Here is a 20,503-nt window from a genome sequence, read left to right as displayed (position 1 = left end):
TTTGCTTACTTTCTTTTGGCGAAGCAAAAGAAAGTGAGTCCGCCGCCGGGCGGAACTCCCGGCCCCGGGAAGCAAACCCTCAGAGCGTGTGACTCCGATCCCCTTCAGAGAACCCCACAGCGTCCCAAGGCTCACCGACAGCAAACCCCACCACCTTGAACAACTCCCCCATCTCATGCTCATGAATCAACCGAGCCGCCATCCCCCGCTGCGCCACAGTCCCCCGCTCCATCCGCCCCAAGATCCCGCAGTTCAGAAGAAACCGCGCCTGACTCGTATAGCCAAGAACAGCAAGCCCCGCCTCCTGCCCCGCCACCGCAATCCCCGTGAAGTCCACATGCGCCGTGATGTCCTTGTACCCCACCTCCGACAGAGGATCGCCATCCGCCTGGTGCCCCCGATGGCACATCACCGTCCCCATGTGCCGCTGCGGGTGGTAGTACTCCCCCTCGGGAAACCCATAGTCGATGAGAAACGCAGCGCCCTTCTCGAGCCGATCCGCCAACGTCGCAATGAACGCCTGCGCCTGCGGATGCACTTCCGTGAGGTAGTCATGCACCCCAGGCACCTCGACCGGCGGCCTCAACTCGGTAGCCCGGTCCGCCCACGTCCACCCATCCCCCGCCGGATTCCTCACCACCCCCCGCTCGAACCAAGCCCCCTTCACCCGCGCCAGCAACTGCACCGGCATCGCATCGAGCACTTCATTGCCGACCACCACACCCTGCATGGATTCAGGCAGCTCCCCCAGCCATTCGACCCGCCCCGCATACCCCGCCAGCGCCTGCTGCTGCCGCTCACGCAAGGTGCCCGACAGATCCACGATGCGGTAGCGCACGTCGCCGCGCCCCATCTCGCCCAGCGCATGCAGCAGCTGCACCGCCAGCGCCCCCGAGCCCGCGCCGAACTCCCACACCGTGTCGGTGCCCGTCTTCTCCAGCGCCTCGAGCACCTGCACCGCGAGCGTGTGGCCGAACATCGGCGTCAGCTCGGGCGCGGTCACGAAGTCGCTGCCGGACGAGGGCATGTGGCCGAACTTGGCCGAGGTGTTGGCGTAGTAGCCCAGCCCCGGCGCATACAGGGCCAGGGCCATGAAGCGGTCGAAGCCGATCCATCCGCCCGCGCGCTCGACGGAGCGGGCAATCAGATGGTCGAGGGCGATGGGTAAACTGTTTGTCGTTGGCGTCGTCACGGCGCCATTGTCCTCTTCCTGTCTTCTGTCTTCTTCCTCCGAATGAGCGCCATCCCACCCTCCTCCCCCGATCGCCGCCGCACCGTCCTCGTCACGGGCGCGGGCCGCCGGCTGGGTCGCGAGATCGCGCTGGCGCTCGCGGCGGGCGGCTGGCAGGTGGCGGTGCACTACCGCAGCTCGCGGGCCGAGGCCGAGCAGACCGTGGCCGACTGCGCCGCGCGCTCGGGCGACTCGGCCCTGTTCGAGGCCGACCTGGCCGACGAGCAGGCCACCCGCGCCCTGCTGCCGCGCGTGGCGGCGCGCTTTCGTGCCGTGGATGCCGTGGTGCACAGCGCCGCCCTCTTCGAGCACGACGACGCCGCCAGCTTCAGCTACGCGCTCATGGAGCGCCACGCGCGCAGCAACACCGGCGCGGCCATCCTGCTGGCGCAGGCGCTGCACGACCACCTGGCCCGGCGCGACGCGCAGGGCGGTGCCGTGGTGCACCTGCTCGACCAGAAGCTGTGGAACCCGAACCCCGACTTCCTGAGCTACACGCTCTCCAAGGCCGCACTCGAAGCCGCCACCCCCATGCTGGCGCTGGCGCTGGCACCGCGCGTGCGCGTGGTGGGCGTGGCGCCCGGCCTCACGCTGGCGAGCCACATGCTCGACGACGACAAGTTCGCGCAGCTGCACAAGCTGTCGCCGCTGGGCCGCTCGTCCACATCGGAAGACGTGGCCGCCACCGTGAAGTTCGCGCTGGAAAACAGCTCGATCACCGGCACCACGCTGCTCGTCGACGGCGGCCAGCACCTCATGAAATTCGAGCGCGACTTCTCGCTCATGTGACGAGCACCACCACCATGTCCACGAACACACCGCACGGCCACCAGACACTCACCCTCCAGGGCCTGCGCTTCGACGCCAACCTGGGCATCCTCGAGCAGGAAAAGACCGCGCCGCAGCCGATCCTGGTGGACGCCGAACTCAACCTCGGCCCGCAGCCGCTGCTGCCGCAGGACGACGACATCTTCCACGTGCTGGACTACCGCAAGGTGCGCCGCATCATCATCGACGAGTGCACCGCCGAGCACGTCAACCTGCTCGAAAGCCTGATCGGCAAGCTCGCGCAGCGCCTGCTGCAACTGCCCGGCGTGCGGGGCGTGCGCGTGAAGATCGCCAAGCTCGAAATCTTCGACGACTGCGAAGTCGCCATCCGCATCGAAGCCGGGGAATGGTGATCCAAGGCAAAATCGGGGTCTTTCCCCCGATTTGCCCGAAGTAGCCCCCCAATGAACGCCGTCTGGATCGACGATACGCCCGAAGCCGGTGCGCCCTCCAACTCGCTGAAGATCGAACGCGAGACGCACAAGCTCGAGAAGCGCCTGTGCCGCCAGGTCGGCCAGGCCATCGTCGACTACAACATGATCGAAGAGGGCGACAAGGTCATGGTGTGCGTCTCGGGCGGAAAAGACAGCTACGCGCTGCTCGACATCCTGCTCAAGATGAAGGCGCGCGCGCCCATCCACTTCGACATCGTCGCGGTCAACCTCGACCAGAAGCAGCCCGGCTTCCCGGAAGAGGTGCTGCCCAAGTACCTGAGCGAGCTCGGCGTGGACTTCCACATCGAGAACCAGGACACCTACAGCATCGTCAAGCGCGTGATCCCCGAGGGCAAGACCACCTGCGGCCTGTGCAGCCGGCTGCGCCGCGGCATCCTGTACCGCGTGGCCGACGAGCTGGGCGCCACCAAGGTCGCGCTGGGCCACCACCGCGACGACATGCTGCAGACCTTCTTCCTCAACATGTTCTTCGGCGGCAAGCTCAAGAGCATGCCGCCCAAGCTGGTGAGCGACGACGGCAAGCACATCGTGATCCGTCCGCTGGCCTACGTGGCCGAAAAGGACACGGTGCGCTGGGCGCAGCACCGCGAGTTCCCGATCATTCCCTGCACGCTGTGCGGCAGCCAGGAGAACCTGCAGCGCAAGCAGGTCGGCGAGATGCTGCGCGAGTGGGACAAGAAGTACCCCGGCCGCGTGGAAAACATGTTCACCGCGCTGCAGAACGTCGTGCCTTCGCACCTGCTGGACGGAACGCTGCACGACTTCCAGGGTCTGAAGGCGACGGGCGTGGCCGACGAGAACGGCGACAAGGCCTTCGACACGCCCGCTTTCGACCTGCTCTCCCAGGCACCCTCCGCCCTGCGCATCGTCCAGGGCTGACTCGGGCAACCCAGGGGACTTTGAGGGCCTAAGGCCCGGAGACCCTTATGTATCGTGCGTTTTCAGCTCTATTTTTGGTAGCAACCCTGAGCGGCTGCGCCACCTCCTGGGTGGTCGACAGCAACGTCAAGAGCTTTGCCACGCCGGGCACGACCGTGCCACCCGGCGCCACCTACCGCTTCGAGCGCCTGCCTTCGCAGCAGGCCGACACGGCGCGCCAGGAAGGCCTGGAGGCCATGGCCGCGGCCGCGCTCGACAAGGTCGGCCTGCGCCGCGACGACACAAGGCCGCAGTACACCGCGCAGATCGGCGCGCGCGTCACGGCGGCGCTGTCGCCCTGGGCCGATCCGTGGCTGTACGGGCCCGGCCCCTGGGGCTACGGCTATGGCGGCTACTACGGCCACCGCTGGTATGGCAGCGGCTGGTACGGCGGCCCGATGTTCACGCCGCCGGCCAACCCCTGGTACCAGCGCGAGGTGAGCCTCGTGCTGCGCGAGGCGGGCGGCAGCCACCGCGTGGTGTACGAGACCCGCGCGCGCAACGACGGCCCCTACAGCTCGAGCGCGGCGATCCTGCCGGTGATGTTCGAGGCCGCGCTGCAGGGCTTTCCGAACCCGCCGCCGGGCGAGCGCCGCGTGAACATCGAGCTCACGCCGGCTGCCAAAAAATGATGCACTTCTAGAATTCGGACGGATGGAAGCCAATCTCACCCGCCTGATCGCCGTGCGCCACGGCGAAACCGCCTGGAACGTCGACACCCGCATCCAGGGCCACCTCGACATCGGCCTCAATGCCACCGGCCTCTGGCAGGCGCAGCGCGCCGGACAGGCGCTGGCGGACGAGCCGATCGCGGCGGTCTACGCCAGCGACCTCTCGCGCGCCTGGCAGACCGCCCAGGCCATCGCCGAGCCCCACGGCCTCGCCGTGCAGCCCGACCTGGGCCTGCGCGAGCGCGCCTTCGGCCGCTTCGAGGGCATGAGCTTCGCCGAGATCGAGGCCACGCTGCCCGAGGACGCCCGCCGCTGGCGCGAGCGCGACCCCGAGTTCGAGCCCGAAGGCGGCGGCGAGAGCCTGCTGACCTTTCGCGACCGCGTGACAGGCACCGCCTCGGCCATCGCCGCGCGCCACCCGGGCCAGCTGGTGGTGCTGGTGGCCCACGGCGGCGTGATGGACGTGCTCTACCGCGCTGCCACGCGCCAGGAGCTGCAGGCGCCGCGCACCTGGCAGCTCGGCAACGCGGCCATCAACCGCATGCTGTGGACGCCCGAGGGCTTCAGCCTCGTCGGCTGGAGCGACATCGCGCACCTGGCGACGGACACGCCGCTGGACGAGACCACGACCTAGAGGGGTGAGCCGCTTGCCTTTCTTCGCCCCGGGCAAGACGCTCCCATGAAAAGAACGAATCCCACGCCCTCGGCCTACGCCAGCTGGGACGCCTCCCAGTCGCTGTCTGCGCCGTGGATCGACGCCACGCACCTGGGAAGCTTCGTCACCCTGGAGGCCGGCGACACCATTGCGCGCGAAGGCGAACGGCACGACTACTTCTATCTCTTGCGATCGGGCTTCGTGCATTCCACGATCCACCGAAGCAACGGCGCGGAGTTCCTGCTCGAGATCTTCGGGCCGGGCGCGATCTTCGGCGAAGGCCCGGCGTTTGCCGACAGCCCCCGGCCCACGACGACCCGGGCGGTCGCGCCGGCCCTCCTCAGCCGCTACCGCCCGGCGGATGTCGCGCAGCAGTTCTCGACGCTGCCCGAACTCGCGACCTCGTTGATCCAGCTGCTCGGCTTCAAGAACCACATGATCGTCGCCAAGCTGGCCGGGGTGGCCTCGGCGGCGCCCAAGGAGCGGGTCATCGACTTGCTGCTGCGGGTGGCACGCCCGCCATCGGCGCAGGCACCGAAACAACTCACCGTGGATCTGACGCACGAGCAGATCGGCGCCATGACGGCCTTGAGCCGTGTCACCGTCACGCGCACGTTGAATGCGCTGGCGAGAGAAGGGCTCATTGAAACGCGGGCGCGGCAGGTCAGCATTCCGAATGCGCCGGCCCTGCATCGTTTCCGCGACGCGACACCGTAAGGAAAAAGCCCGCTTCCTGTATCGCTGGATACCGTCGACACCCTCTCCCCCTCGCGATCATTCATCCCGTCACACACATGGGAAGAGCAGCGGCGGAGGGAATGGAGAGAGCCGCTGAGGAGAGAGGCCGGAGCGCCTTCAATGGGCGATGGTCCGGGTGTGGCGCAACGCGGGACTGCACAAGTCCTTCCTGGCCGGGTGGCTCACGCTCATGGCCATCCGGCATCTTTTGAATCGCCGTCAGGCGTGTGATTTGAACCGCCGTCAAGCGTGCGAGGCCGCGTGCCCCGCCGCAGCCTCGGCCTTCGCCTCGCCCGGCAGCTCCACCATCGGCCCGCTGCCGCTGTAGCGGTCGAGCGCGAGGTAGATCGCGGGCGTGATGTACAGCGTGATCACCTGCGAGAAGATCAACCCGCCCACCACCGCCACGCCCAGCGGCTGACGCAGCTCGGCGCCGGCACCCAGGCCCAGCGCGAGCGGCAGCGCGCCCATCAGCGCGGCCAGCGTGGTCATGAGGATCGGGCGGAAGCGCAGCCGGCAGGCCTCGCGGATCGCGTCGACCGGCTTCATGCCTTCGGTGCGCTGCGCGTCGAGCGCGAAGTCGATCATCATGATCGCGTTCTTCTTCACGATGCCGATCAGCAGCAGGATGCCGATGGTCGCGATCAGCGTGAGGTCGAAGCCGAAGAGCTTCAGCGAGATGAGCGCCCCCACCGCCGCCGAAGGCAGGCCCGCCAGGATGGTGAGGGGGTGGATGTAGCTCTCGTACAGCACGCCCAGCAGCACGTAGATGACCAGCACCGCGAGCACCAGCAGCACGGCCTGGCTGCCCTGCGAACTCTGGAACACCGCCGCATCGCCGCCGTAGGTCGTGATGATCGACTGCGGCATCTTCAGCTCGTCCTTGAAGCGGTCGATCTTCGCGGTCGCGTTGCCCAGCGGCACGTCGGGGCCGAGGTTGAACGACACCGTCACCGCCTGCAGCTGGCCCTGGTGGTTGACCGAGGTCGGCCCCACGGTGCGCTTGACGGTCGAGAAGGCCGACAGCGGCACCAGCTTGCCGGTGGTGCTGCGCACCGACAGGCGCGCCACGTCTTCCTCGAACTGGCGGTCGCTGTCGGCCGCCGACAGGATCACCTGGTAGGTGTTGCTGGCGCCGTAGATGCTGCCGATCTGGCGGTCGCCGTACGCGTTGTACAGCGCGGTGCGCAGGTCGCCCACGGCCACGCCGAGCACGCCGGCCTTGTCGCGGTCGATCTCCAGCGTGGCCTGCAGGCCGCGGTTCTGCGAGTCGCTGGTCACGTCGCGGAAGTCGGGGTCGGCGCGCATGCGCTCCATGAGCCTGGTCGACCACGGCACCATCTCGCCGGCGTTGACGCTCTGCAGCGTGTACTGGAAGCGCGCCTTGCTCTGGCGCCCGCCCAGGCGCAGGTTCTGCACCGGCTGCATGTACACGGCAATGCCAGGGATCTCGCGGAAGCGCTGGCGCAGCGACTCGAGCACCTTGGCCATCTTGGGGCGCTCGCTGCGCGGTTTGAGCACCGCGAACAGCCGGCCCGAGTTCTGCGTGGCGGTCGGGCCGCCCACGCCGACGAAGGAGCTCACGTAGTCCACGCTCGGGTCGGCCTTGAGCGCGGCGGCCACGCGGTCCTGCAGCGCCTTCATGGCGGTGAACGAAATGTCCTCAGCCGCCTCGGTGGTGATCTGGATCTGGCCGATGTCTTCCTCGGGGAAGAAGCCCTTGGGAATGCTGATGAAGAGCCAGGCCGTGACCACGAAGGTCAGCCCCGCCATGACCAGCATCAGCGCGCGGTGCCCGAGCGTCCAGTCGAGCGTGCGCATGTAGCCGCCGTGCACCGCGCGGTAGCCGCGCTCGAAGGCACGGCCGATGGCGGTGCCGGGCTCGGGGTGCTCTTCTTCGTGGTCCAGCGCGCCGGCCTTGCGCGGCACGTGCTTGAGCAGCCGGCTCGCGAGCATGGGCACGAGCGTGAGCGACACCACGGCCGACACCAGCACGGCCAGCGCCACCACCACGGCGAACTCGTGGAACAGCAGGCCGATCACGCCCGGCATGAAGAAGATCGGGATGAACACGGCCACCAGCGAGATCGAGATCGACACGATGGTGAAGCCCACCTCGCGCGCACCGCGCAGCGCGGCGGCCATCGGCTCCATGCCCTTCTCGACGTAGCGCATGATGTTCTCGAGCACCACGATGGCGTCGTCCACCACCAGGCCCACGGCCAGCGTGATGCCCAGCAACGACACGTTATCCAGGCTGTAGCCGAAGGCGTACAGCAGCGCCACGGCGCCGATCAGCGAGATCGGGATGGTGGCCGCCGGGATCAGCGTGGCCACCAACCGGTGCAAGAACAGGAAGATCACCAGCACCACCAGCGCGATGGTGCCCAGCAAGGTGAGCTGCACGTCGTGCACCGCCTCGCGGATCGAGAGCGAGCGGTCGTTGACCATGTGGATCTCGACCGACTGCGGCAGCTCGGCCTTGAAGCGCGGGATGAGCGCGCGCACCGCGTCCACCACCTGCACGGTGTTGGCGTTGGGCTGGCGCTGCACGGCCAGCGAGATGGAGTCTTGCCCGTTGAAGCTGCTGGCGGTCTTGACCGACTCGAAGCTGTCTTCGAGCGTGGCCACTTCGTCCAGCCGCACCGGCGCGCCGTTGCGCTGCGCGATGATCAGCTTGGCGAAGTCGGCCGCCTTCATGAGCTGGCGGTTGGCCTGGATGGTGAGCGTCTGGCGCGGGCCGTCGAGCGTGCCGACCGGGGTGTTGGCGTTGGCCGAGTTCACCGCCTTGGCCAGCTCGTCGAGCGTGATGTTGCGCGCGTTGAGCAGGTCGGCGTTGGCCTTGATGCGCACCGCGAAGGCCTTGCGCCCGTACACGCCCACCTGCGCCACGCCGTCGATGGTCGAGAGCGTGGGCGAAATGAGGTTCTCGGCGTAGTCGTTGAGCTCCGAGGGGTTCATCGACGGCGAGATCAGCGCGATGAACAGCACCGGCGCGTCGGCCGGGTTCACCTTGCGGTACGAAGGCAGCTGCGTCAGTTCTTGCGGCAGCTGGCGCTGGGCGCGCAGCAGCGCGGCCTGCACGTCGACCGCGGCGGCGTCGATGTCGCGGCTGCTGACGAATTCGAGCGTGAGCGAGGTCACGCCCTGCGTGTTCACCGAGCTGATGGTCTGCAGGCCGGGGATGGTCGAGAACTGCTTTTCGAGCGGCAGCGCGACCGAACTCGCCATGGTGTCGGGGCTGGCGCCCGGCAGCTGCGCGTTGACGTTGATGACCGGCGTGTTGTAGCTGGGCAGCGCCGCCACCGGGATGCTGAAGTACGCAAAGATGCCGATGACCACGACGGCCGCCGACAGCAGCACCGTCATCGCCGGACGGCGGATGCAGAGCTCTGAAATGTTCATGCGCGTTCTCGTGCCGGCTGAACATCCGACGAAGCGGCGCTGCCGGGCGTGACGCCCGTGGTGCCGTTGGCGGGTGCCCCGCCCGGTCCGGCCGGCGCCTTCACGTCGATGCGCACCTTGCCACCCGGGCGCACGTTCTGGCTGCCTTCGATCACGACCTGCTCGCCAGGCGTCACGCCGCTCACGGCCACCTTGGTGCCGAAGGTGTGGAGCACCTTGACCTGGCGACGTGCCGCGTTGCGCTCGGCATCGACCACGTACAGCGTGGCGCCGTCGGACAGCATCATGAGCGCCGCGGCCGGCACCACGGAGACGCCGTTGAGCATGCGCACCTTGATGCGCGTGTTGACGAACTGGCCGGGCCACAGGCTCTGGTCGGCGTTGGCGAACACGGCCTTGGCGCGCACGGTGCCGATCTGCGGGTCGACCGTGTTGTCGACGAAGTCGAGCGTGCCGAACAGCGGCTCGCGGCGGCCCGTGACCAGCGCCTCGACCTTGGCGCGCGTGCGCGCCGCGGCCAGCAGGTCCTGCAGGTTGCCTTCGGGCACCGGGAAGCTCACGGCGATGGGGTCGAGCTGGGTGATGGTGACCAGCGACAGCGTGGGCTGCACCAGCGTGCCCGGGTAGATGTTGACGGCGCCGATGCGCCCCGCGATGGGCGCGCGCAGCGTGGCGTAGCCCAGCGCCACCTGCGCCGACTGCACGGCGGCGCGGTCGGCCGCGACGGCGGCGCGCTGCGCCTGGAGCTGCGACAGCGTGGCGTCGGCCGCGCTCTTGGCAATGAAGTTCTGTGCCACCAGGTCCTGGCTGCGCTTGTACTGGCGCTCCAGGTCGGCCATGGTGGCCTCGTCCTTCTGCTGCTGGGCCCGGGCACGGGCCAGGTTGGCCTGGTCGTTGCGGTCGTCCAGCGTGAAGAGCAGCTGCCCCGCTTTCACGAACTGGCCTTCCTTGACGTGCACCGCGCTCACGGTGTTGGTGACCTGCGGGCGCAGGTCGACGCTGTTGAGCGAAACCACGCTGCCGTTGACCTGCACCGTGACCGGAACGTCCTGCTTCTCGGCCGTGGCCAGCGTGACCAGCGCAGCGGGAGGCCCGGCGTTCGCGGACTTGGCATCTTTTGCGGCCGGCCGATCGCCCGACATGCGCCACCAGCCGCCTGCGACGGCTACGATCAACACGCCCGCGAGGGCGAAGGCGGCAGATTTCTTCATGGGTTCTTGTGCACTTTGGGCTGACAGCAGCTATTGGAGCAGTGGCCGACGCACGGTGTTCACGGGCGCCGTAAAGAAATGTAAAGCAGGCCGACGCAAAGCCCCCGCACCACCCGCTGCACCCGGTATGAGGGAAAACACCCCCTCGCTAAAATCGCCGGTCCACAGCCTCTGGATATACCCCATGAACCGCTGCAAGACACCCACGAAAACACTCACCTCCCTCGCCCTTTGCGCAGCCCTTGCCGGCGCCGCAGGTCTTTTCTCCCTCCACGCCAGCGCCCAGGACGAAGTGCCCCGTCCGCAGACCCAGAACGAGTCGCTCAATGGCGGGCGCAACTTCCCGATCGGCACGCTGCGCGGCAAGTTCATGGTGACCAGCGCCCCCGACGTCGAACTCGACGGCCGGGCCGACCGCCTGGGCGCCGGCGCGCGCATCCGCAGCCCGCAGAACATGCTGGTGATGCCCGGCGCGATCGTCGGCCAGAAGTACCTCGTGAACTACACGCGCGACGCCGCCGGGCTGCTGCGCGAGGTCTGGATCCTGACGCCCGACGAGGCCATGGCCAGCCGCGAATCGCTGAACAAGCCGTTCCTGAACATCTGGCCGTTCACCTCGAACGACACGCTGAACACGCAGTAACGCGGCAGGGCCGCAAGCAAGCAAAAATCCGCGGGCGCCACGCGCGCCTCGCAGCCCTTCCTCTTTGCGAAGGGCACAGAGAGCTCCCCATGAAAAAAGTATTCATCAAGACCTTCGGCTGCCAGATGAACGAGTACGACTCGGACAAGATGGCCGACGTGCTCCACGCCGCACAGGGCTACGAACCCACGCAGAACGTGGACGAGGCCGACCTCATCCTGTTCAACACCTGCTCGGTGCGCGAGAAGGCGCAGGAGAAGGTGTTCTCCGACCTCGGCCGCGTGAAGCACCTGAAGGCCAAGGGCGTGAAGATCGGCGTGGGCGGCTGCGTGGCGAGCCAGGAAGGCCAGGCCATCATCGCGCGCGCACCCTACGTCGACATCGTGTTCGGCCCGCAGACGCTGCACCGCCTGCCCGAGATGCTGAACGACCGCGAGCGCCTGGACCGCCCGCAGGTGGACATCAGCTTCCCCGAGATCGAGAAGTTCGACCACCTGCCGCCCGCGCGCGTCGAAGGCGCCACGGCCTTCGTGTCGATCATGGAAGGCTGCTCCAAGTACTGCAGCTACTGCGTGGTGCCCTACACCCGCGGCGAGGAAGTGAACCGCCCGCTGGACGACGTGCTGGTCGAAATTGCCGGCCTGGCCGACCAGGGCGTGCGCGAGATCACGCTGCTGGGCCAGAACGTGAACGCCTACCGCGGCAAGATGGGCGACACGGCCGAAATCGCCGACTTCGCGCTGCTGATCGAATACGTCGCCGAGATCCCCGGCATCGAGCGCATCCGCTACACCACCAGCCACCCGAACGAGTTCACGCCCCGGCTCATCGAGGCCTACGCCAAGGTGCCGCAGCTCGTCTCGCATTTGCACCTGCCGGTGCAGCACGGCAGCGATCGCATCCTCATGGCCATGAAGCGCGGCTACACGGCCATGGAATACAAGAGCACGGTGCGCAAGCTGCGCGCCATCCGCCCCGAGCTCGCGCTTTCCAGCGACTTCATCGTCGGCTTCCCCGGCGAGACCGACGCCGACTTCGACAAGATGATGAAGCTCATCGACGACTGCCAGTTCGACAACAGCTTCAGCTTCATCTTCAGCCCGCGCCCCGGCACGCCCGCCGCCGCGCTACAGGACGACACGCCGCACGAAGTGAAGCTGGCGCGCCTGCAGACGCTGCAGCGCGTGATCGACGGCAACGTGCGCCGCTTCGGCGATGCACTCGTGGGCAGCACGCAGCGCGTGCTGGTCGAGGGCGCCTCGCGCAAGGACGCGAACGAACTCATGGGCCGCACCGCCTGCAACCGCGTCGTCAACTTCGAAGGCGACGCCCGCCTCGTGGGCCAGATGGCCGACCTGCGCATCACCCGCTCGCTGGCGTACACGCTGCGCGGCGAGGTGGTCACGCGCGAATCGGGCCTGGCTGCCGCCACGGCGCTCGCCCACTGATGGCGAAACGTCCATCCGTCCGGGGCTCGTTCCAGCAGCTCCTGCTGTTTGCCTTCTTGCTGATCACCGCGCTGCTGGTGGGCGTGGCGCTGCGCTCGGTGCTGCAGTACGACGCGCTCGTCACGCAAAGCCGCGACGCCGCCGCGCGCGCGCTGCGCCTGTCGGGCGCCTCGCAGTCGCTGGCCGAGCGCAGCGCGGCCATGGAACGCGCGGGACGCCAGTCGCTGGTGCTCAACGACGCCGTGCTGCGCCGCCGCTTCGACGAAGCAGCGCGCGAAGCCCACCAGGTGCTGGAGCGCCTGGAACGCAACGGCCTGCCGGCCGCCGGCATCGACATGTGGCGCAGCCAACTCGGCGTGATCGAAGGCCTGCTCGGCGGCAGCCCCGACAGCGCCCTGGCGCGCGAAAGCACGATGGCGATGCAGTTCCGCGAACTCGACGCCCTGAACACCAACCTCGCCCAGCAGGCGCAGTTCCTGATCGAAACGCAGAACGACGCGCTGGCCAAGCGCATCGAGAACGCGCGCCGCCGGCTGATGCGCGAGGTGGTGGCCGCCAGCGTGCTGGCCGTGTCGCTGGCGCTGGCCTTCGGCATCTGGCTGGCGCGCCCCTTCAAGCGGCTCGAGAATGCCATCGTCGGGCTGGGCCAGAACCGGCTCGACGAGCCGATCGACATCCGCGGCCCGGCCGACGTGCGGCGCGTGTCGCAGCAGCTCGAATGGCTGCGCCTGCGCCTGACCGAGCTCGACGCCGACAAGGCGCGCTTTCTGCGCCATGTGTCGCACGAGCTGAAGACGCCGCTGGCGGCGCTGCGCGAAGGCGTGTCGCTGCTCGAGGACGGCGTGACCGGCCCGCTGAACCCGGCCCAGCTCGAGGTCGCGCAGATCCTGCAGCAGAACACCGTGTCGCTGCAGAACCAGATCGAGGCGCTGCTGCGCTTCAACGCCGCCGCCTTCGAGGCGCGCGAGCTGCGCCGCGAGCGCACCGAGCTGCTGCCGCTGATCGAGGAGCAGATCGAGGCCCAGCGCCTGCAGTGGCAGGCGCACGGCCTGCGCGTGCGCGCCGAGGGCGAGCCGATCGCCCTCACGGTCGATCGCACCAAGCTCGGCACCGCCATCGCCAACCTGCTGTCGAACGCGATCCGCTTCTCGGCCGCCGGCGGCGTCATCACGCTGGCCGTGTCGGGCACGCCCGAGGCGGTGCACATCGACGTGTGCGACGCCGGCCCCGGCATCGCCGTGAACGACCGCGACCGCATCTTCGAACCCTTCTTCCGCGGCGAGCGCCAGCCCGAGCACACGGTGAAAGGCACCGGCATCGGACTTTCCATCGTGCAGGAGTACATTGCAGCCCATGGGGGCCGCATCGCCCTGCTGCCGGACGGCCCCGGTGCACGCTTTCGCATCGAACTGCCGCGCACGACCTGACCCCGGACACCCCACCCACACCGCCCCGCGCCTTTTCGACCCATGTTCCTTTCGTTCGTCCGCAGATCCACCTTCGCCGGGGCCATGGCCGTGCCATGCGCCCTGCTGCTGGCGGCCTGCGCCTCCCAGCCCAAGCCGCCGGCCGAAGCCGACGCGCTGCCGCCGCCCGTGGCCGCGCCGCGCGTCGTGCCGGTCGAGGCCGAGCCCCGCGCGCCGGCCACGCAGCCGGCCTCGCTCTTCACGCAGCTCACGCAGGGCCCCGTCGCAACCATGCTGGCCTATGCCGACAAGGTGCGCCCGCTGGGCGGCGCCGACCTGAGCGCCGAAATTGCGCGCGTCAGCGAACAGGGCGAAACGCCCGCGGCGCAGATGCAGCTCGCGCTCCTGCTCGCGCAGACCCGCGTGCCCGCCGACCTGGCGCGCGCACTGGGCCTGCTGCAGCGTGTGATCGCCAACCCCGCGCCCGAGGCGCAGCCGCTGCATCCGCTCGCACGGGCGCTGGCGGCGCGCTATGTCGAGCAGCGCCGCGTCGAGGACGACCGCGACAAGCAGGTGCAGCAGCTGCGCGACAGCCAGCGCCGCATCGACCAGCTCAACGAGCGCATCGAGGCGCTGCGCGCCATCGAGCGCAGCTTCGCCCGGCCGAACACGCCGGCCCCCACGCCATCCTCCAACGGAAGCAGATCCAACCCATGAGTACAGCTGGTGCCCGCCTCCTCGTGGTCGACGACGACCCGGACATGCTGCGGCTGCTCTCGATGCGGCTGGTGTCGGCGGGCTACCAGGTCACGGCCGTCACCTCGGCCGAGACCGCGCTCACCCAGCTCGAGATCGAGCACCCGCAGCTGGTGCTCAGCGACGTGCGCCTGCCCGGGCGCGACGGCCTGCAGCTGTTCGACGAGATCCGCAAGCGCCACCCGACGCTGCCGGTGATCCTGCTGACGGCGCACGGCACCATTCCCGACGCGGTCGAGGCCACGGCGCGCGGCGTGTTCACCTACCTCACCAAGCCCTACGACGCGCGCGAACTGCTCGAGAAGATCTCGCAGGCGCTGGCGCTCGGTGCGCCCACCACCACGCCCAGCAAGACCGGCGACGACAGCTGGCGCTCGGAAATCGTGAGCCGCAGCAACCGCATGGCCGAGCTGCTGGCCGAGGCGCGCATGGTCGCCAAGTCGGACGCCTCCGTGCTGCTGCGCGGCGACTCCGGCGCCGGCAAGGAACTGCTGGCGCGCGCCATCCACAAGGCCAGCGCGCGCGCCGACAAGCCCTTCGTGGCGGTCAATTGCGGCGCCATTCCCGAAGCGTTGCTCGAATCCGAGCTGTTCGGCCACATGAAGGGCGCCTTCACCGACGCCCACGCGAACCACAAGGGCCTGTTCCAGCAGGCCGACGGCGGCACGCTGCTGCTCGACGAAATCGGGGACATGCCGCCCGCGCTGCAGGTCAAGCTGCTGCGCGTGCTACAGGAGCGCGCGGTGCGCCCGCTGGGCGCGAGCCAGTCGATCGAGGTCGACGTGCGCATCGTCTCGGCCACCCACCGCGACCTCGACGCCGCGATGGAAGCCGGCCAGTTCCGCGAAGACCTCTATTACCGCCTGAACGTGGTGACGCTCACGCTGCCGCCGCTGTCGGCGCGGCGCGAGGACATTCCGCTGTTGGCCAACCACTTCCTGCAGAAGCTGTCGACCAAGTACGGCAAGCGGCTGTCGGGCTTCGCGCCCGAGGCGCTGAAGGCGCTCACTACCGCCGCGTGGCCGGGCAACGTGCGCCAGCTCTACAACGTGGTGGAGCAGGTCTGCGCGCTGTCGGGCTCGCCGCTGATCCCGCTGGCGCTGGTGCAGCGCGCGCTGCGCGTGCCGAGCGTGGAGGTGCTCACCTACGCCGAGGCCAAGCAGCGTTTCGAGCGCGACTACCTCGTCGGCCTGCTCAAGCTGACCGACGGCAACGTGGCCGACGCGGCCCGCCTGGCCGACCGCAACCGCACCGAGTTCTACCGCCTGCTGCAGAAGCACGAACTCACCCCGGGCAACTTCAAGGCCGACGTTGTCGCTCCCGGTGGCGACCCTGTCGCCGAGTAGCGACAGGCCTAAGTCGTTGATTTGAAAGGCTGTTTCCCGAGGGCCTCCCCGGCTTGTCGGGATTCGGCGACAAAAACGGGGGTTTCGGGGGCCCGGCAGGCCCCTCCCCCACGGAAAACGGTTTCGGAACGCGCCAAGTCGTTGATTTGAAAGCGTTTTTCCAGGCTGGCACAGGGTTTGCCCCTGTACTGGCATGACAGCACTTACCAGCCCATCTTTCGCACTGCGTCCGCAGCGCGACGGCCTGCGTCAAAAGCAGTTTTCCTCCTCGCGGCCCCGTGCCGCGGGCCATTCGCTGACCGCGCTCTCCGGCGTCGGCGGCGCCGCCACGGATTGCGTCTTCAAGCGCCTTCCGGCCATTGGCGACACCCCCCTCGACAAGCAACGTTGGTGAATGAACCGATGAAGCCGAACGACTTCTCCCACCTCAACGTCCTCGCCGAATCCGATTTCGCACGCCGCAGCGCGCTGCGCGAGGAACGCCACCCCAACGCCGTCACCGCACCGCCGCTGAACCGCGGTTCCATGGCACCGCGCCCCTGGCGTGGTTTCTGGAACAGCCTCGGCACCACGCTGCTCGTGCGCCTGGGCGCCGGCCGCAACGCCGACAGCGCCCCCGCCGCCAAGCAAGCCACCCCGGCCCCGCAGGCCTGGGAACGCGCCGCCGGCCAGCGCCGCCTCGCCTTCATGCTGCTCACGCTGCTGAGCACCGTGATCGCGTCGTCGCTGTTCGCCAGCGTGCAACCCGACTACGACAACGTCTGGCTCGAATACGGCCAGATCGGCCTGTACGGCCTGCTCTCGGGCTGGGTCGTGACCGGTTTCGTGACCGCGCTCATGGGCTTCTATGTCTCCGTGCGCGGTGACAAGCACGCCCTCTCGGCGAAACAGGTGGCCCACCACCCGATGAACCCCGAGGCACGCACCGCGATCATCATGCCGATCTGCAACGAAGACGTTGCCACGGTGTTCGCGGGCCTGCGCGCCACCTGCGAATCGGTCGCCTCCACCGGCCACGCCAAGCAGTTCGACGTGTTCGTGCTGTCCGACAGCTACAACCCCGAGACCGCTGCCGCCGAGCGCGCCGCCTGGGAAGACCTGCGCGCCGCGCTGGCCGAGAGCCCGAACCAGCCGCAGGTCGAGGTGTACTACCGCCTTCGCACCCGCCGCACGCACCGCAAGGCCGGCAACGTGGCCGACTTCTGCCGCCGCTGGGGCAAGGACTACCGCTACATGGTCGTGCTCGACGCCGACTCCGTGATGAGCGGCGACTGCCTGGCCTCGATGGTCAAGCTGATGGAAGCCAACCCCACCGCCGGCATCATCCAGACCGCGACGCAGGCCATCGGCCACGTCACGCTGCACGCCCGCGCCCAGCAGTTCGCTTCGCGCGTGACGGGTCGCCTGTTCACGCTGGGCATGCAGTTCTGGCAGCTCGGCGAGTCGCACTATTGGGGCCACAACGCGATCATCCGCGTCGAAGCCTTCATGAAGCACTGCGCGCTGGCCCCGATCAAGGGCACCGGCGGCATGTCGGGCGGCATCATGTCGCACGACTTCGTCGAAGCCGCGCTGATGCGCCGCGCCGGCTACCACGTGTGGCTGGTGTCCGACCTGGTCGGCAGCTACGAACAGCAACCGCCGGACCTGCTGGCCGAGCTGCAACGTGACCGCCGCTGGTGCCAGGGCAACCTGCAGAACGCCCGCCTGATGGCCGAGCCCGGCATCCACCCGGTGCACCGCGCGATGTTCGTGACCGGCACCATGGCGTATGTCTCGGCCCCGCTGTGGCTCGCCTTCCTGACGCTGGGCACTGCCCTGTGGCTGAGCGGCTCGAGCCTCGTGTCGAGCTGGAACGTGCTGCCCGCCGAGCTGGCCGGCCTGTGGGTCTGGACCCTGTGCCTGCTGTTCCTGCCGCGCGTGCTGGGCATCGCCGCCGTGCTGATGCGCGGCGAGCAACGCCAGTACGGCGGTGTGTGGGGCCTGGTGAAGAGCTCGGTGCTCGAAGCCGGCCTGGCCATCGTGCAGGCCCCGGTGCGCATGCTGGCCCACTCGCTGTTCGTGCTGGTCGCCCTCACCGGCATCAAGCTCGACTGGAAGTCGCCCCCGCGTGAAGCCGCCGCCGTGCCGTGGAAGGTCGCTGCCTCGCAGCTGGCCCCCATGACGCTGGTGATCGCCATGCTGGCCGTCGGCGTCGCCATGATCGACCCGAGCGCGCTGATCTGGCTCATGCCCGTCGGCCTGCCGCTGCTGCTGGCCATTCCGCTGACCGTGCTGACCAGCCAGATCGCGCTGGGCACCACGCTGCGCGACCGCGGCTTCCTGCTGATTCCCGAGGAATCGCGCTCGCCCGCCGTGCTGCGCCGCGCCTGGATGCATGCGCTGCGCCTGGCGCGCCCGGCATTGGCAGCCGCCTGATGCGCTGAAGACACAGCACTCACAAGAAGCCGACCTCAGGGTCGGCTTTTTTCATGGCGCGTGGCTAGAATCGCGCCTTCTTTTTTCAACCTACGGATCTCATCGATCCCCTGGAGCGCCAAGTGCCCCGATTCGCCGTCATCACCCTCTGACGCCGACAACACCACTCGCTGGTCATGTCGGGCGCCAAGCTGCGTTCCCACACTGACCAGGCACGGCCCACCGCGGCTGCCGAGTCGATCTCTCTTCCAGCTTCGCTCCCGCACGTTGTCGGTCTTTCCTGATTTGCATCTGGAGAACCAACGTGTTTCCCCCTTCTTCTCTTTCTCTTTCGTCGATCCCGCTGCTCAAGTACCCACGTACGGCGCACCTGGAAGGCTCGCGGCTGCAGGCCGGCGATACCGACGACGGCCAGACACCGTTGTCTGCGCTGCACGGCTTGCATGTGGTCATCGAGGAAAAGCTCGATGGCGCGAATGCCGCCGTGTCGTTCACCTCGGCAGGCGAATTGCTGCTGCAATCGCGTGGCCACTACCTCGCAGGCGGTGCCGGCGAGCGGCAGTTCAACCTGTTCAAGCACTGGGCCGCCGCCCATGAAGCGGCGCTGCTCGAACAGCTCGAAGACCGCTACGTGATGTACGGCGAGTGGTGCTTTGCCAAGCACAGCTGCTGGTACGACCGGCTGCCGGCCTTCTTCCTGGAGTTCGACCTCTACGACCGGCAGGCGCAGTGCTTCCTGTCGACCTACGCGCGGCATGCGCTGCTGGCCGGGGGGCCGGTGCTGTCGGTGCCCGTGCTGTACGAGGGCGAGATGCCGCGCAGCGCGAAGGCATTGCGTTCGCTCGTGCAGCCGTCGCTCGCACGCAGCACCGACTGGAAGCCCGCCTTCGAGCAGGCCGTGCGGCACGAGGGCCAGCCGCTCGACCTGGTGCGCCAGCAAACCGACCTGTCCGACCTCGCCGAGGGCCTGTACCTCAAGACCGAGTCGGGTGGCCAGGTGACGGGCCGCTACAAGTGGGTGCGACCGGACTTCGTGCAGACCATCCTCGACTCGGGCTCGCACCACAGCCGCCGGCCGGTGCTGCCCAACCAGCTGGCGCCGGGCGTGGACCTCTACGCACCGACGCCGCCAGTGAACTGGCACGACCTGGGGCTGCGCACGCTGCGCGACCCCACCGACCTGGCAACCAACGCAAGGAGGCCGCGATGACCTATGACGATTTGCGCGCACTGGTGCCAAAGCCCTCGCAGGGCTGCGACTGGGCGCAGTGCTGCGACCTGCTGCCGGCCCTGTTGCGCCTCGAAGAGACGCCGCAAGACCCGTACTACCACGCCGAAGGCAACGTCGGCCTCCACACGCGCATGGTGCTCGACGCGCTCCTGGCCGACGCGCACTTCCAGCGCGCCGACGCCGAAGGTCGCTTCGTGCTGTTCATGGCCTGCCTGCTGCATGACATCGCCAAGCCCGACACCACCGTGATCGACGAAGCCAGCGGCCGCATCGGCCAGCCCGGCCATTCACGCCGCGGCTCGGTCGACGTGCGCGTGCTGATGTGGAAGGCCCGCGCGCCCTTCGCGTTGCGCGAGGCCGTGTGCCGGATCATCGCCGTGCACCAGGTGCCGTTCCATGCCTTCGCCTCGCGCAAGGGCGTGCGGCCCGAGTGGCTGGTGCACAAGCTCTCGTGGGAGCTGAGCCTGCCCGACCTGTGCTGCGTGGCGCGCTGCGACATGCGGGGGCGCCACTACGAGAAGCGCGCCGACAGCCTGGCCGACATCGCGCTCTTCGAGCAGCTGGCACAGGAAGAAGGCTGCTGGGAGGGCCCGCGCCAGATGGCCGACGCGCACACGCGCCTGGCCTACTTCCGCGGCGCCGACACCAGCCCCGACTACCCGCTGTTCCAGACGCCGGGATCGCGGGTCACGGTGATGTGCGGCCTGCCCGCGAGCGGCAAGAACCACTGGGTGGCGCAGCACCGCAAGGGCTGGCCGGTGGTTTCCTTCGACGACGCGCGCGCCGAGCTGGGCCTCAGGCACGGCGAGAACGATGGCCTGGCCGCGCACCACGCGGTCGACCAGGCGAAGGCGCTGCTGCGCAAGCGGGAGCGCTTCGTCTGGAACGCCACGCATCTGAGCCAGCAGATGCGCACCAAGACACTGGACCTGCTCTGGGCGTACCACGCGCAGACCGAGCTCGTGTACCTGGAAGTGCCGCATGCCGAGCTGATGCGCCGCAACCGCGAGCGCGACACGACGCTGTCGAACGCGGGCATCGAGAAGATGCTGCACCGCTGGGAGCTGCCGGCGCCCGTCGAAGCACACGACACGGTCTACGACGTGCAGACCTGAAGAAAACGACGAAGCCCGCCGGGGCATC

The 20,503-nt window shown here is 68.6% G+C and carries 18 protein-coding genes; 15 read left to right on the top strand and 3 right to left on the bottom strand.

The features are described 5' to 3' along the window. Window positions 1-79: 79 nt before the first annotated feature. The gene (locus AC1RLW_RS28885) at window positions 80-1,192 is read right to left on the bottom strand and encodes a class I SAM-dependent methyltransferase (protein ID WP_095747436.1); all 1,113 of its coding nucleotides are present in this window, start codon (window positions 1,190-1,192) and stop codon (window positions 80-82) included. Window positions 1,193-1,234: 42 nt separating this feature from the next. Here AC1RLW_RS28885 and AC1RLW_RS28880 point away from each other — a divergent pair, with 42 nt between their 5' ends. The 6 genes from AC1RLW_RS28880 to AC1RLW_RS28855 all read left to right on the top strand — a co-directional run bounded on the left by AC1RLW_RS28880 (window position 1,235) and on the right by AC1RLW_RS28855 (window position 5,475). Beyond that, window positions 1,235-2,020 (top strand): SDR family oxidoreductase, encoded by a 786-nt coding sequence (locus AC1RLW_RS28880; RefSeq protein ID WP_139703037.1) that lies wholly within the window; start codon window positions 1,235-1,237, stop codon window positions 2,018-2,020. A 14-nt stretch (window positions 2,021-2,034) separates the two neighbouring features. Continuing rightward, window positions 2,035-2,412 carry a dihydroneopterin aldolase gene (locus tag AC1RLW_RS28875; RefSeq protein ID WP_056576172.1) on the top strand — a complete coding sequence of 126 codons (378 nt, stop codon included), beginning with the start codon at window positions 2,035-2,037 and terminating at the stop codon, window positions 2,410-2,412. A gap of 51 nt (window positions 2,413-2,463) precedes the next feature. Next, complete coding sequence (gene ttcA, locus AC1RLW_RS28870; protein WP_487848062.1) at window positions 2,464-3,393, top strand: tRNA 2-thiocytidine(32) synthetase TtcA; 930 nt, start codon at window positions 2,464-2,466, stop codon at window positions 3,391-3,393. Between the two features lie 74 nt (window positions 3,394-3,467). Continuing rightward, the gene (locus AC1RLW_RS28865) at window positions 3,468-4,064 is read left to right on the top strand and encodes a DUF4136 domain-containing protein (RefSeq protein ID WP_390346616.1); all 597 of its coding nucleotides are present in this window, start codon (window positions 3,468-3,470) and stop codon (window positions 4,062-4,064) included. Window positions 4,065-4,086: 22 nt separating this feature from the next. Next, window positions 4,087-4,737 (top strand): histidine phosphatase family protein, encoded by a 651-nt coding sequence (locus AC1RLW_RS28860; protein ID WP_492731874.1) that lies wholly within the window; start codon window positions 4,087-4,089, stop codon window positions 4,735-4,737. A 45-nt stretch (window positions 4,738-4,782) separates the two neighbouring features. Next, on the top strand, window positions 4,783-5,475 hold the full coding sequence (locus AC1RLW_RS28855) for a Crp/Fnr family transcriptional regulator (protein ID WP_493195962.1): 693 nt from the start codon (window positions 4,783-4,785) through the stop codon (window positions 5,473-5,475). A 264-nt stretch (window positions 5,476-5,739) separates the two neighbouring features. Here AC1RLW_RS28855 and AC1RLW_RS28850 read toward each other — a convergent pair whose 3' ends face one another. Together AC1RLW_RS28850 and AC1RLW_RS28845 are read right to left on the bottom strand one after the other, a co-directional pair. Then, window positions 5,740-8,901, bottom strand: a complete 3,162-nt coding sequence (locus AC1RLW_RS28850) for an efflux RND transporter permease subunit (RefSeq protein WP_493195961.1) — start codon at window positions 8,899-8,901, stop codon at window positions 5,740-5,742. After that, window positions 8,898-10,043 carry an efflux RND transporter periplasmic adaptor subunit gene (locus AC1RLW_RS28845; protein WP_493195973.1) on the bottom strand — a complete coding sequence of 382 codons (1,146 nt, stop codon included), beginning with the start codon at window positions 10,041-10,043 and terminating at the stop codon, window positions 8,898-8,900. Before AC1RLW_RS28845 ends, AC1RLW_RS28850 begins: the two co-directional genes overlap by 4 nt. A 253-nt stretch (window positions 10,044-10,296) precedes the next feature. Here AC1RLW_RS28845 and AC1RLW_RS28840 point away from each other — a divergent pair, with 253 nt between their 5' ends. The 9 genes from AC1RLW_RS28840 to AC1RLW_RS28800 all read left to right on the top strand — a co-directional run bounded on the left by AC1RLW_RS28840 (window position 10,297) and on the right by AC1RLW_RS28800 (window position 20,475). After that, window positions 10,297-10,755: a hypothetical protein gene (locus AC1RLW_RS28840; protein ID WP_493195959.1), complete on the top strand. Its 459-nt coding sequence runs from the start codon at window positions 10,297-10,299 to the stop codon at window positions 10,753-10,755. An 89-nt stretch (window positions 10,756-10,844) separates the two neighbouring features. Beyond that, window positions 10,845-12,203, top strand: a complete 1,359-nt coding sequence (gene miaB / locus AC1RLW_RS28835; RefSeq protein WP_493195958.1) for a tRNA (N6-isopentenyl adenosine(37)-C2)-methylthiotransferase MiaB — start codon at window positions 10,845-10,847, stop codon at window positions 12,201-12,203. Further along, window positions 12,203-13,630 (top strand): sensor histidine kinase, encoded by a 1,428-nt coding sequence (locus AC1RLW_RS28830; RefSeq protein ID WP_307695573.1) that lies wholly within the window; start codon window positions 12,203-12,205, stop codon window positions 13,628-13,630. Before miaB ends, AC1RLW_RS28830 begins: the two co-directional genes overlap by 1 nt. An 84-nt stretch (window positions 13,631-13,714) precedes the next feature. Beyond that, window positions 13,715-14,326, top strand: a complete 612-nt coding sequence (locus tag AC1RLW_RS28825) for a hypothetical protein (protein ID WP_493195957.1) — start codon at window positions 13,715-13,717, stop codon at window positions 14,324-14,326. Next, entirely contained in the window at window positions 14,323-15,711 is a 1,389-nt protein-coding gene (locus AC1RLW_RS28820) for a sigma 54-interacting transcriptional regulator (protein WP_159278538.1), read from the top strand. The genes AC1RLW_RS28825 and AC1RLW_RS28820 overlap by 4 nt, the downstream gene beginning before the upstream one ends. Window positions 15,712-15,904: 193 nt before the next feature. Further along, on the top strand, window positions 15,905-16,105 hold the full coding sequence (locus tag AC1RLW_RS28815; protein ID WP_082818265.1) for a hypothetical protein: 201 nt from the start codon (window positions 15,905-15,907) through the stop codon (window positions 16,103-16,105). An 8-nt stretch (window positions 16,106-16,113) separates the two neighbouring features. Continuing rightward, entirely contained in the window at window positions 16,114-18,129 is a 2,016-nt protein-coding gene (gene mdoH / locus AC1RLW_RS28810) for a glucans biosynthesis glucosyltransferase MdoH (RefSeq protein WP_493195956.1), read from the top strand. Between the two features lie 304 nt (window positions 18,130-18,433). Continuing rightward, window positions 18,434-19,339, top strand: coding sequence for an RNA ligase family protein (locus AC1RLW_RS28805; RefSeq protein ID WP_493195955.1), 906 nt, complete (start codon window positions 18,434-18,436; stop codon window positions 19,337-19,339). Next, window positions 19,336-20,475, top strand: coding sequence for an AAA family ATPase (locus AC1RLW_RS28800; RefSeq protein WP_493195954.1), 1,140 nt, complete (start codon window positions 19,336-19,338; stop codon window positions 20,473-20,475). The genes AC1RLW_RS28805 and AC1RLW_RS28800 overlap by 4 nt, the downstream gene beginning before the upstream one ends. The last annotated feature ends 28 nt before the right edge of the window (window positions 20,476-20,503 follow it).

Source organism: Variovorax sp. GW822-FHT04A09, from assembly GCF_058801005.1.
The sequence above is the reverse complement of the archived record's forward strand: the minus strand, read 5'-3'. Positions and strand labels throughout refer to the sequence as shown.